We start from the raw sequence: 14,830 nt of genomic DNA, 5'->3' as shown, positions 1-14,830 counted from the left end.
CAACCGATCAGACCCTGAACCTTGCGCCGGATCGGGACTTGGCCAAAGCTTCCTTCAGATCGCCAGTTGAAGGGAAAACCTGGCCATGACGGCAACGACGATCACCGGCCCCGGCATCGAGGCACGGCGAGACGGGCGGATAGGGCGCCTGAGGCTGATGCGGCCTCGCGCGCTCAATGCGCTCGATCTGCCCATGATCCGGTTCATGCGGGAGTGGCTGGATCGCTGGGCGGCGGACCCGGCGGTCGAGGCCGTGGTGGTGGAAGGCGAGGGGCGGGCCTTCTGCGCGGGCGGTGACGTGCGCGCGGTGCGCGAGCAGGTTCTCGGGGGCGCGCATGACGCGGCAGAAGAGTTCTTCGCCGAGGAATATGCGCTGAACGGGGCCATCGGCCATTTTCCCAAACCCTATGTGGCGCTGATCGATGGCATCTGCATGGGCGGCGGTCTTGGCATCTCCGTTCATGGCTCGGACCGGGTGGTGACGGAGGCGGCGATGCTCGCCATGCCGGAGACCGGAATCGGGCTCACGCCCGATATCGGGGCGAGTTTCTTCCTGCCGCGTCTGTCAAATTTCCTCGGCACCTACCTTGGCCTGACCGGGGCGCGGCTGTCCGGCGGGGATGCCGTGCATGCCGGTCTCGCCACAGCCTTCGTGCCGCAGGCGGCGGTCGGCGCCCTCTCGGCAGCCCTGGCAGCGGAGGGCACAGCCGCCATCGCGCGTTTCGTGGCGCCACCGCCGCCCTTTTCGCTGGCCCCGCAGCTCGGCACGATCGCGGCTTGTTTTGGCGCCGACAGCCTGGCCGAGATCGAGGCGCGGCTGGAGGCAGAGGGCAGCGATTGGTCAGCGGAGACGCTCGGGGTCCTTCGCCGGATGTCGCCCTCGGCGCTTTGCTGGACACTCGCCTCTCTGCGTGCGGGCGCATCGCGCGATCTCGATGCCTGCCTCGCCGCGGAACGAGCTCTCGTGCGCCACATCATTCGCCTGCCGGATTTTGCCGAGGGGGTGCGGGCGATGGTGGTGGACAAGGATCGCAGGCCGCGCTGGCAGCCCGGGCGGCTGGAAGAGGTCGATCCCCGCGCGATCGCCGCGCTGATGCAGACGGCGCACTAGACCGGCGCATTAGGCCGGCGCCGCTGGCCGACGTCAGGCGGCGTTCGGTCCGCTTTCGATGGCGGCCGGGGCAGGCAGATCGCGGCGCTGGCGCGTCGCGTCATCCAGGCTCAGCACCGTATGGGCGTTGCTGAGAGTGGTCGCCAAGGTATTGATCACGCCGGTGCGCAGAGCGCCCAGAATGCCGGCGGCCTTGGTGCTCTCGCTCGCAATGGCGATGACGTTCGGAATGCGGCGGAGTTCGGGGGTGGTCAGACCCATGATGCGGCCTTGCAGCGGCTGGCTGGAGGGCTGGCCCTGAATGTCGAAGAAGTCATAACCCATCATGTCGCCGATCGTGCCGGAAAGCCGGGCTTCCGTGACCTCCTGGGGCGTGAACCAGCCCATGCGCACCATGTTGCTGTCCTCGCTGAGATCACCCACCCCGATGAGGGCGATATCGGCCCGCCGTGCCCGGTCCAGTGTCTGGCGCACCGTGTCGTTCTGCATGAGGGTCGCGCGGGCGGCGGGGCTTTCGACGAGCGCCGGGGCATAGAGCGTCTCGCTCTCCCCGCCGAAACGTGCGGCCAGACGCCGGCCGATATGATCGGGGTTCATGATCTCGCCGGCGCGGAGCGACCCGCCGATGGCCGAGACGAAGGTAACAGCGCGCTGGGCGGCCGGGGAGACCAGCCCGTCCGCCACTGCGCCGACATTGCGGCCCATGCCGACGGCGATGATCATGCCGTCCCGCAGCAGCCGGTTGAGATGGGCGGCGACGAGGCTTGCCAGCGCCTGGCGCTGGGTCTCCTGATGCCGGTGGTCGACCGCGACGATGAGCCGGTCCAGCCCAAAACGGCGGACGAATTCCTTTTCGATCTCACCGGCGACACCGGGATGCGGGCGCACGCGGATTTCGACGATACCTTCCTCGCGCGCGCGTTTGAGCAGCCGGCCTATCTTGGCGCGGGACATGCCGAAGCGCTGGGAAAGCTCCTCCTGCGTCACGTCATCCGCGTAATAGAGCGCGGCGATTTCGGTCATCACGTCCAGCTCGGCATCCTTTTCGTCGGAACGCTGCGACAGGGGCCAGGATCGCTTTTGCGGCTCGGACATTGGCGGGACGGTTCTTTTCTTCTGAGTGGCGAGACGTGGGCTGCGTCGAAGCGCGCCGCGCTCACCTTTGGGACACGCGGCATGTCGCCATGCCACGTGCCCAGTCGTGGTCAGTCAATCGAAATCAGGGAATGAGAATGGTCTTGATCGAGTTTTCGCCCTTCTTCATCAGGTCGAAGCCGGTCTTGAAGTCCTTCAGCGGCAGCTTGTGGGTCACCACGCCGTCGAACGGCAGGCGGCCGTCCGAAATCGCGGCAATGGTGAAGGGATAGCAGTAGGGGCCAAGATGGGCGCCGTAGATGTCGAGATGCTTGCGGTCGCCGATGATGCTCCAATCCGCCGTCACTTCTTCGCCGAAGACGCTGAATTCGACGAAGCGGCCGAGCTTGCGGATCATGTTCAGCCCCTGGCGGACGCTGGCCGGGTGGCCTGTCGCCTCGATGTAGACGTCGCAACCATAGCCGTCGGTCATTTTCTTGACTTCGGCGACGACATCGACCTCGAGGGGATTCATGACGATGTCCGCACCGAACTTCTTGGCCAGCGCCAGCCGATCGGCCTTGGTATCGAGCACGATAAGCTTGCTGGGGTTCTTGAGGCGCGCGGCGCCGACCATGCCAAGGCCGAGCGTGCCGGCACCGGCCAGTACGACGATGTCGTCAAGCTCGATGCGGGCGCGGTTCACGGCATGCACCGAGCAGGCGAAGGGCTCGATCAGGGCTGCCGCTTCCAGCGAGAGATCTTCCGGCACGTGATAGGTGCGGCTGGTTTTGGGGAAGCGCATGTAGCGCGCCATCGCGCCATTTACATTGTTCTGGAAACCGTAAAGATCGTGAACCTCGCACATCCAATACTCGCCGCGTTTGCAGTAACGGCATTTGTCGCAGGGCACGATCTGCTCGGAGATGAGCCGGTCGCCGACCTTGAAACGGCCGTCAGCGGCGATATTCGCGCCGATCTCCACCGCCCGGCCGATGAATTCATGGCCCGGGATCATCGGCTGCTTGACGTATTTCGGCTGGCCCTTGTCGTCCCCCCAGAAGGAGGGCGCGCCCTGGTAGCACTTGATGTCGCCCGCGCAGATGCCGACCGCCTCGACCTCGATGATAATGTCGTCCGGCCCGGCGCGGGGCACCTCGACCTGCTCGAAGCGATAATCGCCCGGCGCATAGGCGACGACCGCGTCCATCATCGCCGGAAGATCGTTGGGCCGTGTTGAACTGCTCATGTCGGTTTCCCTTCAAACCGTTGCGTCCTTGGCGACGCAACGAAATCTTGTGTGGTTAAGCGGTCTCGAGGCGGGTTCTGTGCGGCCGCCCGGGCGCTGCGTGCGGCCGGCATCGTCTAAGCTATCGATAAGGGTCTGATGAACGGTTCAGATTGGATCCCTCCCGCGATCGACCTTAGCTGCCGAGCACCGTAAGCCCGAGCGAGTGGGCGGGGCGGCCGAGCAGCCGGTCAAGCTCACTGTCCAGACGGGTGACCGTGACAGAGGCGCCCATCATCTCGAGCGAGGTGAAGTAGTTGCCGACGAAACGGTGGCGCGGGGTGATGCCCCGGCCGCGCAGCATCTCGTCGACATGGCTGTAGAGAAGATAGAGTTCCATGACCGGGGTGGCGCCGAGGCCGGAGATCAGCACGGCGACGTCATCGCCCTGGCCGAAGCCCTTGTCTTCCAGGATGCGGTCGAGCATGAGCCCGGCCATTTCTTTCGCGGGCTTGATCGGCATGACCGCGACACCGGGCTCGCCATGATGGCCGATGCCGACTTCCATCATGCCCGGCTCGATGGTGAAATTCGGTTTTCCGGCCGCCGGAATGGTGCAGGCCGATAGCCCGATGCCGACGCTGCCGGTCTGGTCGATGGTCTTCTGCGCGACGCTGATGACCTGATCGAGGCTGCCGCCTTCGTCGGACAGCGCGCCCGCGGTCTTCCACATCATGATCTCGCCGGCGACGCCGCGGCGCTTGCCAGCATCTTCGCGGGGCGCGGAGGCGACATCGTCATTGGCGACGACGGAGCGGACCTCGATGCCGTCCTTGGCCGCCAGCTTCACCGCCATCTTCACGTTCATGTTGTCGCCGGCGTAGTTGCCGTAGAGGCAGGCGACGCCCGCGCCGAAATCAGCGGCCTTGAAGGCGGCATGGAAGCTTTTCGCGGTCGGCGAGGCGAAGATTTCGCCGCAGGCGACGGAATCGCACAGGCCCGGCCCCACAAAGCCGAGGAAGGCAGGTTCATGGCCCGAGCCGCCGCCGGTCACGATGCCGACCTTGCCTTGGCCGCGGTGCTTGGCGGCGCGCAGAACGCGGGGATTGTCGGTCGGAGCGAGCAGCTCGGGAAACGCCTTCAGCACGCCGGCGATCGTCTCGTCCGCGACCTGCTCCGGATCATTGATGATGCGGTTCACGACCGATGGTCCTGCCCGTGAGATGCTGCGAGCATGCGCGAAGTCCCTCCCTCGTGAGTCTTGGAATTGTTGCCCGTAAATCTCCGGCTGAACTGCGCAATTGTCAACTGGTTAATACAATCGCTCGGCAGCAGGACTGAGGTTTTGCCATCCCGTTGCCGCCCGGCAGCGATCCACCGACCAAACTTTGCCCATTTTCGGAGCAACATCTGCCCTGAGCAGGAAATCGGGCTCTAAGCCAGGCATTCACGCCTGAGCGGTTGAGCGCGGGATGAGAAATTCTGCAACGCAGCAAACCCTCTGCCGGGCTTCCCCTTCTGTTAGTTGCCCGCGCCGACGGCAGCCGGCTTCTCGAAGGCCATGATGTAGTTGATGGAGAGATCGCGACTTTCTACCCAGCGGCGGCGCCAAGGGTCATAGCTCATCCCTGCACTGGCCAACGGTCGGAGCCCGGCGCGGGTTGCGTAGGCCCCGAGTTGCCGCGGAGGCATGAACTGGCGCCAGTCGTGCGTGCCGCGCGGCAGGAGACGAGCGACATATTCCGCGCCGATCTTGGCCGTCGCCAGTGCGCGCAGGGTACGATTGAGGGTCGACAGAAAGAGCAGGCCGCCCGGTACCACGACGGTTGCGAGCAGTTCCAGGAAGCGCGCGGGGTCGGGGACATGTTCGATCAGTTCAAGGGCGGTGACGATGGGGAAGCGCGCGCCTTCCTCTACCAATAATTCGAGCCGCCCCGCGCGGTAACGAAGCGGCAGGCCACGCCCGGCGGCGTGGGTTTCAGCGGCACGGATGGCGGCAGTGGCGGCATCGAGGCCGAGGACGGGGAAGCCGCGACCGGCCAGGGCTTCTGACAGAAGGCCGGCGCCGCAGCCGATGTCGAGAATTTCGCCGGGCAGATCTGCGGGAAATCGCTGGCGAATGCGCTGCTCGATCCAGCCGGCGCGCAAGGGGTTCATTTGATGCAAGGGCGCCATGGGGCCATTCGGTGCCCACCAATCGGCGGCCAGCGCATCAAAACGCGCGACCTCATCAGAGGAAAGGGTTCCATCTTGTTGCATCATTGCCCCTGAGCCTTGGCACCGCTATGTGTTCCGCCCGTGTGGCGGCGCGCTTTTGCGGCGACGGTACAATCATAGGGCCTCGGCCGGCGCGCGCCTAATCCTCCGTGGCGACCCAAGGGCCAGCAGTCATCATGCACCCCGTGCAGCGGGGTCGCTTCGGAAAGGTATCATGGCCCGGATAGTCATGAAGTTCGGCGGCACCTCCGTCGCCGATCTCGATCGGCTTCGCAATGTTGCGGCCCGCGTGCAGCGCGAGGTCGAGGCGGGTAACGAGGTCGCGGTGGTGGTCTCGGCCATGTCTGGCACGACCAATCAACTGGTCGGCTGGTGCCAGGGCCTCTCGTCTCTGCACGATGCGCGCGAATACGACATCGTCGTTTCGACGGGTGAGCAGATTACGGCAGGTCTTCTGGCCATTGCCCTTCAGACCCTCGGCATCGAGGCGCGGTCCTGGGCTGGATGGCAAATTCCCATCCGCACGGATGGAGCGCATGGCAAGGCGCGCATCGAGGCGATCGAGGGCCAGGAACTCATCCGCCGCATGGGGCTCGGCCAGGTCGCCGTGGTGACGGGGTTCCAGGGTCTTGGCCCGGACAACCGGATCACTACCCTTGGCCGCGGCGGCTCCGACACGTCCGCGGTGGCGCTCGCCGCCGCTCTCGGGGCGGACCGCTGCGACATCTATACGGATGTGGACGGCGTCTACACGACCGATCCCCGCATTGTGCCTCGCGCCCGCAAGCTTGCGCGCATTTCGTACGAGGAAATGTTGGAACTCGCGTCGGTGGGTGCGAAGGTGCTGCAGACCCGTAGTGTAGAACTGGCGATGAAGGAGCAGGTGAGGGTGCAGGTTCTGTCGAGCTTCCAGGACCTGCCCGGCACGCTCGTCGTGGATGAGGATGAGATCGTGGAAAAGGAAATCGTGTCCGGAATCGCGTATTCGCGGGACGAGGCGAAATTGACCGTGCGGGGCGTGCCGGATCGTCCCGGCGTTGCGGCCGCGGTCTTCGGCAAGCTTGCGGCCGAGAATGTCAATGTCGACATGATCGTGCAGAATATTTCGGAGGAGGGCATGACCGACATGACCTTCACCGTGGGCGAGACCGATCTGCCGCGCGCGCAGGCCGCACTCTCTGCGGTGCAGCCGGAAATCGGCTATGCCGAGCTGCTGGCCGATATCAATGTCGCCAAGATCAGTGTCGTCGGCGTTGGCATGCGTAGCCATGCGGGCATTGCGAGCACGATGTTCAAGGCGCTGGCGGACAAGGGGATCAATATTCAGGTTATTTCCACCAGCGAGATCAAGGTCAGCATCCTGATCGCTTCCGAATATACAGAGCTGGCCGTGCGCTCTTTGCATACGGCCTATGGCCTCGATGCCTCGTGACGCGGGTATAGCTTCCATGGAAGGCACTGTTTTGGCCGAGCGCGTCGCGACACCCGACCTGCAGGCGCTCTGGCAACGCGGCACGGAATTCCTTGGCAGCCGATACGCCATCATGGGCGGGGCCATGAGCTGGGTGAGCGAACGGCACCTGGTGTCCGCCATCTCCAATGCTGGCGGGTTCGGCGTGATCGCCTGCGGCTCCATGTCACCGGCGCTGCTTGAAGCGGAAATCGCGGCGACCCAGGCGCTGACGGACAAGCCCTTCGGCGTCAACCTGATCACCATGCATCCCGATCTGGACGCCTTGATCGCGGTCTGCCTGCGCGCCCGCGTGGGGCATATCGTGCTCGCGGGCGGCGTACCCCCAGGATCGGCCGTGCGGGCCGTGAAGGACGGCGGCGCCAAGCTCGTCTGCTTCGCCCCGGCATTGGTGTTGGCGAAGCGTTTGGTGCGTTCCGGTGCGGATGCGTTGGTCATCGAGGGGTCGGAAGCCGGCGGCCATATCGGCCCAGTGTCACTGATGGTTCTGGCGCAGGAGATCCTGCCGGTTATCCGGGAGGTGCCGGTTTTCGTCGCCGGCGGACTCTGCCGTGGCGATGCGATCGTGGGCCTGCTGGAAATGGGCGCAGCCGGCGCGCAGCTCGGCACCATGTTCGCCGCAACCGAGGAGAGCATCGCGCATCCGAATTTCAAGCAGGCCTTCTTCCGGGCCAATGCGCGGGATGCGATGCCCTCCGTCCAGCTCGACGAGCGCTTTCCGGTGATCCCGGTGCGGGGCCTGAACAACGCGGGCACGCGACGCTTTCTGCAGCATCAAGCCGAGACCGTCCGGCGCTTCCAGGCCGGCGAATTCAATAAGGAGGAAGCGCAACTCTCGATCGAGCATTTCTGGGCGGGGGCGCTCCGCCGAGCCGTGATCGATGGGGATGTTGAGGAAGGTTCCGTGATGGCCGGCCAGTCCGTCGGCCAGGTACGTGCGCAAAAGTCCGTGGCCGCCGTCATGGCGCAATTGCTCGACGAGGCCGAAGCGATGCTGGCAAGCCGTGGATCAGCCCGCAACCCGGCCTGACATCACATCCTGGACGCCACGGCGTCTTTTCGCGAGCCTGCGCGAGCGCCTGGCGCGCGGCAATACGCCGCTTCCGAAGCTGATCGAACTTGTCGCCAGCGAGATGGCGACCGAGGTCTGCGCCCTCTATGTCATGCGGACGGGCGAAATTCTCGAACTTACCGCGACCTGCGGCTTGGAGGCGGAGGCGGTCGGCCAGACCCGGCTCCGCCTCGGAGAGGGAATCGTGGGCCTGGTAGCGGCCATGGGCAGCCCGCTCAACCTTGCCGATGCGCGGGACCATCCGGGTTTCGCCCAACGGCCGGAGACCGGGGAGGCGGCCTTCGCGTCGCTCCTTGCGATCCCCATCCGCAGGTCCGGCCATATCGTCGGCGTGCTCACCGTGCAGAACCGGGAGCCCCGCAAATTCACCGATATCGAGCAGGAATCGCTGGAGACCGTGGCGATGCTGCTCGCCGAAATCCTGACCTCGGCGGGGGCCGTGGAGGTGCGCGGCGAGGGATTCGGCGCCGCCTTGCCGCGGCGGTTCGACGGGCTGGCCCTGGCCTCGGGGATCGTCATGGGGCCGGTTGTCCGGGGGGAACGGTCCCTCGGTAGTCGGCGGGTGCTGGCAGCCGATCCCGAGGCTGAGCAACAGAGGCTGACCATGGCGGCCGAGCATCTGCAGCGCGGCCTGGACGATCTCGTGGGGGGCATTGGGACGGGCAATTCCGACGGGGCAGGAGAGGAGGCTACCCGTGACATTCTGGCAGCCTACCGTCTGATCGCCGCCGATACCGGTTGGCTGAAGCGTGTCTCGGCGGTCATCGAGGGCGGCTTTTCCGCCGAGGCGGCGGTGATGCGCGTCCTCGGTGAATTGCGGGAGCGGATGCGGCGCATCGCCGACCCCTATCTGCGGGAAAGGCTGGTTGATATCGAGGATCTCGGTAATCGGCTGCTGCGCCAGCTTGCGATCGTTGCCGGCGAGGCTGGTGTCCACAATGGAACGGCAGAGCCGGCGGAACGGGATGTGCGGGGCGCGATCGTGGTTGCGCGGCGGCTAGGACCTGCCGAGCTGCTCGACTGGTACCGGCGGGGTGTTGCCGGCTTCGTCATCGAGGAAGGCAGTGCTGCCGGCCATTCGGCGATCCTGGCACGGTCGCTGGGTCTGCCGGCTCTGTCCGACGCACGCGGGGTGGTGGATGCCTGCCAAGACGGCGACGAGGGAATTCTCGACACGGAGGATGGGCTTTTCATCCTGCGGCCGGAGGATGAGGTCCGACAGGCCTATGTGAGTGCGGTTTCGTCGGAAGTGGCGCATGCGGCGGAATGGGAGGCGCTCCGGGACCAACCCGCCGTCACTTCGGACGGTCTGGCCGTCTCGCTGATGGTCAATCTTGGCCTGCCGCTGGAACTAACCCAGCTGGAGGCAGCAGGGGCCGTGGGCATTGGCCTCTATCGGACGGAGATCTCCCTCCTCGCCCAGCATCGCCCCCCGGCCGAGGCAGGAGACCCGGGCGGGGCCGGGATTCTCGGCAGCGACAAGCTCATGGGCCGTCAGACGGCGGAGTATGCGCGTGTCCTGGACCATGCCGCCGGGAGGCCCGTGCTGTTCCGGACCCTGGATCTCGGCGGCGACAAGCTTCTGCCCACGGCCGATCTTTCGCCGAGCGAAAACCCGGCCATGGGCTGGCGCTCCCTCCGCATCGGCCTCGACCGGCCAGTGACGCTCCGCCGGCAGCTGCGCGCCATGCTGGCTGCGGCGCATGGGCGCGAACTCTCCGTCATGTTCCCGATGGTCGCGACGGTTGCAGAATTTCGTGCTGCCCGCGGGCTGCTGGATGCGGAAGTTGCTCGAGCCGAGATCAAACCGGTGCGCTTGCAGGTCGGCACCATGCTGGAAGTGCCCGCGCTTCTCTGGCAGTTGCCTGCGCTCATGAAAGAAGTCGATTTCGTCTCGATCGGCTCCAACGATTTGATGCAGTTCCTGTTCGCGGCGGATCGCGGAACGCCAAACCTTGCAGGCCGCTATGACGTGATCTCGCCGCCCGTGCTCGATCTCCTTGAGTCCGTCGTCCGACATGCGGCGGCGGAGGTGGTCGCACTTTCCTTCTGCGGAGAGGCCGCTGGCCGGCCGCTGGAGGCGCTGATTTTCGTGGCGCTCGGCTTCCGCTCCCTCTCGATGTCTCCGGCGGCCTTGCCGCGCGTGAAGGCGGCGCTGCGAAAGGTCGATATGGCGGCGTTCCGGCGTGTGCTGGCGTCGATCCGCACGCAGCACGCCCAGGCCGCCAGCCTCCGGGAACCGCTCGGCACCTGGGCGCGGGAGCACGGCCTTTCGGTCTGACCCGATGTCAGCGGGGCGGTCGGTCGATCAACAGGTCACGGTTCGCTTCAGGCTTTGGGCACCTCGACCCAAAGCCATCGGCTCGATCGCGGTTCAGCTGTCGGACCGGGGAAGCCAGGGAAGAACGCCGAAATCAATTCCTTCCTCGGTCAGGGCTTCAGCCTCCGAGGGCGTGGTTTCACCATAGATGCCACGGGCTTCGACCTCGCCGTAATGGATGCGGCGCGCCTCTTCGGCAAAATTCCCCCCAACATCGTCGCAGGTCTTCTCGACCTCGGCGCGCATGCGCTGGAGGAGGGCGCGCAGCTGGTCCGGCATGGCGGGAGCGGGGATGACGCCCTGCGACGGCGGCTCGGCGGGTTGGGCAGGTGTGGACGGCGGCGCGGGGCGATCCACCCCATGGCGCGCTTTGCGGCCGAGTGCGGGTGCCATCAAGGCCCGCGTTATGGCAAGGCTATTGCAGCTCGGACAAGCGATGAGGCCGCGCTCTGCTTGGCGCTCGAAGGACGCACTGTCGCTGAACCACCCGTCGAAACCATGGCCGTGGTCGCATTGCAGCTGATAGTGGATCATTCCGCTGATGCTCAGTCACGCATCAGAAGGGCGATGAGCCCCTCAAGCTGCTCGAAGGTTTTGAAGCTGAGCTGCAGAGTGCCGCCTCGGCCCCGGCTGACAATGCTGACCGCAAGTCCGAGGCGATGCTGCAGCTCGCGCTCGATGATGGCGGTGTCCGGGTCCTTCACCTTCTGCGCGCGACTGTGGGCCGCGCCCGGCTCCTCGCTCGATTTGGCGGCGAGAGCCTCGGTCTGACGCACATTCAACCCCTGGGCGATAACTGCCTGGGCGGCACGCGCGGGATCGGGGTGAGCAAGGAGTGCGCGGGCGTGGCCTGCGCTCAACGTTCCGCGACGGAGCTCCGCCTGGACGCTCGACGGCAGTTTGAGGAGACGGATGGTATTGGCGACGTGACTGCGGGACTTGCCGACGCTATCCGCCACCTTTTCCTGGGTGAGGGAGAATTCCTCCATCAGCCGGCGGTAGCCCTCACCCTCGTCCATCGGGTTGAGGTCCTCGCGCTGCAGGTTCTCGACCAGGGCCGCGGCCATTGCGGCCGTATCTTCCAGGGCGCGCACGAGTGCCGGGATTTCATGCAGACCGGCCTGCTGCGAGGCGCGCCAGCGCCGTTCGCCGGCGATGATCTGGTATTGGCCGGGCATCTTCGGATCTGGCCGGGCGAGAATTGGCTGCAGAACGCCCTGCTCCCGGATCGATGCGGCGAGGGCGGCGAGTTCGCCCGGGTCGACCTGCGTGCGCGGCTGGAAGGGGCCCGGGCTCAACAGATCGATTGCGATCAGCTGGATGGTGCTTTCGCGCGGAGTGGCACTCGGGTCCTCCCCGAGAAGTGCGGCAAGACCGCGGCCGAGCCGGGGACCGGCATCCCGCGCGCTCATGCTGCGCGATCCGGCTGGATATCGAGCCGTTCGACCAGTTCGGCCGCCAGGCGGATATAGGCCTGGCTGCCGGGTGAACGGAAATCATAGAGCAGGAGCGGCTTGCCGTGGCTCGGGGCCTCGGAGATGCGGACGTTGCGGGGAATCACAGTCTCATACACTTTCTTGCCGAAGAAGCCGCGAACGTCCTGGGCCACCAGATCGGAGAGATTGTTCCGGCGGTCGTACATGGTGAGCACGATGCCGTGCAAGGACAGGCCTGGATTCAGGCGCTGGCGCACGGCTTCGATAGTTTGGGTGATCTGCGTAATCCCCTCAAGCGCAAAAAATTCGCATTGCAGTGGGACGAGAACATCATGTGCTGCCATCAGCGCATTGAGGGTGAGCAGTCCGAGGCTCGGGGGGCAGTCGATGATCACGAAGTGATGCCTGTGCAGATCGGCCCAATCATCGAGCGCGGTCTTCAACCGCTTTTCCCGTTGCGGCGCGGAGACGAGCTCCAACTCGGCCGCCGAAAGGTCGGGATCGGCAGGGAGCAGCGTGAGGCCCGGGATCATCGTGCCACGCACGGCCTCGGCCATGGGCGCGCCTTCCACCAGGACGGAAAACATGCCGCGGCCGCGCGCGTTGCGGGCGAGGCCGAAGCCGGTGGAGGCATTGCCCTGCGGATCGAGATCGATCAGCAGGACGGTATGACCGGCAGCAGCCAAGGCTGTCGCCAGATTGATGGCGGTGGTGGTTTTGCCGACACCCCCTTTCTGATTGGCGATGGCGATGATCCGGGCGGCGGAGGCGGGCGCAGGGGGGCGTGGCGGCGGGATCTGCTCCTCTGTGAGTTTGCGGTCGGCAGCGATCAGCGCGCGCGCGCGCGTGGAGACGCTCATCGGCCAGTGTCCTTCTGTCGCAGATCGCGAATGAGGAGGAGGCGCCCTTCGGGAGAGGTTCGGCTCGGCATGGTCTCGATGGTCATGGTCCAGGAATGGCGGGCGTCGTCGATTTCGGCATCAAAGGATTGCCCTTTCGGAAAAAGGCACAGACCCCCCGGAGCGAGCAGAGGGGCGGCGAGGGACAGGAGTTTCGGCAAAGGAGCCAGGGCACGGGCCGTGACGAAGCCGCTGGGGGGAAGCGAAACCGCCTCGATCCGCTGTGCATGAATCGTGACGGGGGCGCCCGTCGCCTGGGCCGCCTCCTTCAGGAAGGCAGCTTTCCGTGCGTCTGCTTCGATGAGATCGAAATGCACATCCGACGCGAGTGCCAGGACGAGTCCGGGCAGCCCACCGCCGGAACCGAGATCGATCGCGCCCGCGAGGCCGGGTGGCAGAAATGGCAGGAGTTGAAGCGAATCCATGACGTGCCTTGTCCAAATGGCAGGGACGTCCTGAGTGCTGACCAACCGGATCGTTCGGTTCCATCGGGTGAGCAGCTCGGCATAGACGGCGAGCTTGTCTCGTAGCTGCGGTGGTAGTGCCGGAGAAGGGCTTTGCCCGGCATGGCTTTCCAGGCTCGCGGCCATGAGATCCGACCTAGACTGTTTCACGTGAAACGCTTCCCTCGAGCTTGCGCAGGCCGGCGAGCAGGATGGCGAGGCCGGCCGGTGTCATGCCGGGAATGCGCGCGGCGGCGCCCAGCGATCGCGGCCGATGGGTTGCGAGCTTATCACGCAACTCGTCCGAAAGTCCGCCGAGCCGGGCGATGTCGAGCCGCTCGGGCAACAGAATATCCTCTTGCCGCCGGAAGTTACGGATCTCGGTTTCCTGCCGCCCGAGATAGGCCGCATAGCGGGCTTCGGTCTCGAGCGCGTCGTAGACGCGCGGCGCAAGATGACCCAGAGAAGGGAAGGTCGCCTTGAGCGTGTCGCTTGGAAGATCCCGCAGGGACATCACCTCGTAAAGGCTGCGCGCCCGGCCATCCGCTCGCGTTGTCAGGCCGAGCGCAGCCAAGGCGGCCGGCGTAAAGCTGGCCGCCATCGCGGTCTCCCGCGCTGCACTCAGCGCCTGCCGGAAGGTCTCGAAAGTGCTCGCGCGCTGCAGGGAGACGCAGCCCCAGGCGATGCCCTTGCTGGTCAGCCTGAGGTCGGCATTGTCGGCCCGGAGAGAAAGCCGGTATTCCGAACGGGAGGTGAACATGCGGTAAGGCTCGGTGACCCCATGGGTCACCAGATCGTCGACGAGGACGCCGATATAGCCTTCCGAACGGTCCAGGCGCACGGTCTCGGATCCGCCCGCGCGACAGGCGGCGTTGATGCCGGCCAGAATCCCCTGCGCGCCTGCTTCTTCGTAGCCCGTGGTGCCGTTAATCTGGCCAGCAAGGAAGAGGCCTGAAACCGACTTCAATTCGAGGTCGTGGGTAAGCGCCCGTGGGTCGACGTAATCATATTCGATCGCATAGCCGTGGCGCAGAATGCGCGCCCGCTCGAGACCCGGAATCGTCTTCAGCAGGGCTTCCTGTACAGCCGCCGGCAAGCTGGTCGAGATGCCGTTGGGATAGACCACCGTTCCCTCAGGGTGATCAGGCAGGCCCTCGGGCTCGAGAAAAATCTGGTGGCGGTCTCGATCCGGGAAGCGGTGAACCTTGTCCTCGATGGAGGGGCAGTAGCGGGGGCCACGGCCAGACAGATGGCCGCCGTAAACCGCGGATTCATGCAGATGGGCGCGGATCAGGTCGTGGCTCGCCGCCGTCGTTCCGGTGATGCGGCAGGCGATGAGCGGATTGTCGATCCGGGTTGTCAGCGTGCTGAAGGGCTCCGGTACGGTTTCGCTCTCGTCGGCCGGCAGCGCGTCCCAATCGATGCTGGCCTTTTCAAGACGGGGCGGCGTTCCGGTTTTTAGGCGCGCCACGGGCAGGTCCAGGCCACGCAGCCTGGCGGCCAGCGGCAAAGCCGGGGCTTCGCCGATGCGCCCGCCGGGTGATTTGTCACCGCCGACA

The 14,830-nt window shown here is 65.7% G+C and carries 13 protein-coding genes; 4 read left to right on the top strand and 9 right to left on the bottom strand.

Features of this window, described 5'->3' with window-relative positions; translation table 11 throughout:
• Nucleotides 1-85 precede the first annotated feature (85 nt).
• Nucleotides 86-1,111, top strand: a complete 1,026-nt coding sequence (locus VL752_RS18345) for an enoyl-CoA hydratase/isomerase family protein (protein WP_325357395.1) — start codon at nt 86-88, stop codon at nt 1,109-1,111.
• Nucleotides 1,112-1,144: 33 nt separating this feature from the next.
• On the opposite strand, the gene VL752_RS18340 is transcribed toward VL752_RS18345, so the two are convergent.
• From VL752_RS18340 to ubiG, 4 genes are all read right to left on the bottom strand, one after another.
• Nucleotides 1,145-2,206: a sugar-binding transcriptional regulator gene (locus tag VL752_RS18340; protein ID WP_325357393.1), complete on the bottom strand. Its 1,062-nt coding sequence runs from the start codon at nt 2,204-2,206 to the stop codon at nt 1,145-1,147.
• A 124-nt stretch (nt 2,207-2,330) separates the two neighbouring features.
• Nucleotides 2,331-3,434: an alcohol dehydrogenase catalytic domain-containing protein gene (locus tag VL752_RS18335; RefSeq protein WP_325357391.1), complete on the bottom strand. Its 1,104-nt coding sequence runs from the start codon at nt 3,432-3,434 to the stop codon at nt 2,331-2,333.
• A gap of 175 nt (nt 3,435-3,609) precedes the next feature.
• Nucleotides 3,610-4,614, bottom strand: a complete 1,005-nt coding sequence (locus tag VL752_RS18330) for a dihydroxyacetone kinase subunit DhaK (RefSeq protein WP_325357389.1) — start codon at nt 4,612-4,614, stop codon at nt 3,610-3,612.
• A gap of 320 nt (nt 4,615-4,934) precedes the next feature.
• Complete coding sequence (gene ubiG, locus VL752_RS18325) at nt 4,935-5,675, bottom strand: bifunctional 2-polyprenyl-6-hydroxyphenol methylase/3-demethylubiquinol 3-O-methyltransferase UbiG (RefSeq protein WP_325357387.1); 741 nt, start codon at nt 5,673-5,675, stop codon at nt 4,935-4,937.
• A gap of 169 nt (nt 5,676-5,844) precedes the next feature.
• Between ubiG and VL752_RS18320 the strand changes: the two genes are divergently transcribed.
• From VL752_RS18320 to VL752_RS18310, 3 genes are read left to right on the top strand one after another with little or no spacing between them, the layout of a single operon-like run.
• Nucleotides 5,845-7,062 (top strand): aspartate kinase, encoded by a 1,218-nt coding sequence (locus VL752_RS18320; RefSeq protein WP_325357385.1) that lies wholly within the window; start codon nt 5,845-5,847, stop codon nt 7,060-7,062.
• A gap of 16 nt (nt 7,063-7,078) precedes the next feature.
• Entirely contained in the window at nt 7,079-8,131 is a 1,053-nt protein-coding gene (locus VL752_RS18315; RefSeq protein ID WP_325357383.1) for an NAD(P)H-dependent flavin oxidoreductase, read from the top strand.
• On the top strand, nt 8,106-10,454 hold the full coding sequence (locus VL752_RS18310) for a phosphoenolpyruvate--protein phosphotransferase (RefSeq protein WP_325357381.1): 2,349 nt from the start codon (nt 8,106-8,108) through the stop codon (nt 10,452-10,454). The genes VL752_RS18315 and VL752_RS18310 overlap by 26 nt, the downstream gene beginning before the upstream one ends.
• Before the next feature lie 93 nt (nt 10,455-10,547).
• Here the strand turns inward: VL752_RS18310 and VL752_RS18305 are convergent, their stop codons facing one another.
• The 5 genes from VL752_RS18305 to VL752_RS18285 all read right to left on the bottom strand — a co-directional run.
• On the bottom strand, nt 10,548-11,027 hold the full coding sequence (locus tag VL752_RS18305; protein ID WP_325357379.1) for a DUF1178 family protein: 480 nt from the start codon (nt 11,025-11,027) through the stop codon (nt 10,548-10,550).
• 11 nt (nt 11,028-11,038) lie between these two features.
• Entirely contained in the window at nt 11,039-11,905 is an 867-nt protein-coding gene (locus tag VL752_RS18300) for a ParB/RepB/Spo0J family partition protein (protein WP_325357377.1), read from the bottom strand.
• Nucleotides 11,902-12,789, bottom strand: coding sequence for a ParA family protein (locus VL752_RS18295; RefSeq protein WP_325357375.1), 888 nt, complete (start codon nt 12,787-12,789; stop codon nt 11,902-11,904). The genes VL752_RS18300 and VL752_RS18295 overlap by 4 nt, the downstream gene beginning before the upstream one ends.
• A complete protein-coding gene (gene rsmG / locus VL752_RS18290; protein WP_408863174.1) occupies nt 12,786-13,406 on the bottom strand; it encodes a 16S rRNA (guanine(527)-N(7))-methyltransferase RsmG in 621 nt (206 codons plus the stop codon). The genes VL752_RS18295 and rsmG overlap by 4 nt, the downstream gene beginning before the upstream one ends.
• A 22-nt stretch (nt 13,407-13,428) precedes the next feature.
• Nucleotides 13,429-14,830: FAD-dependent oxidoreductase (locus tag VL752_RS18285; RefSeq protein ID WP_325357373.1), on the bottom strand; the 1,402-nt coding region annotated here is incomplete at its 5' end.

It is taken from the genome of Acidisoma sp., from assembly GCF_035492295.1.
Classification (GTDB): domain Bacteria; phylum Pseudomonadota; class Alphaproteobacteria; order Acetobacterales; family Acetobacteraceae; genus Acidisoma.
Note: the sequence above shows the minus strand (reverse complement) of the source record. Positions and strands in the feature narration are given on the sequence as shown.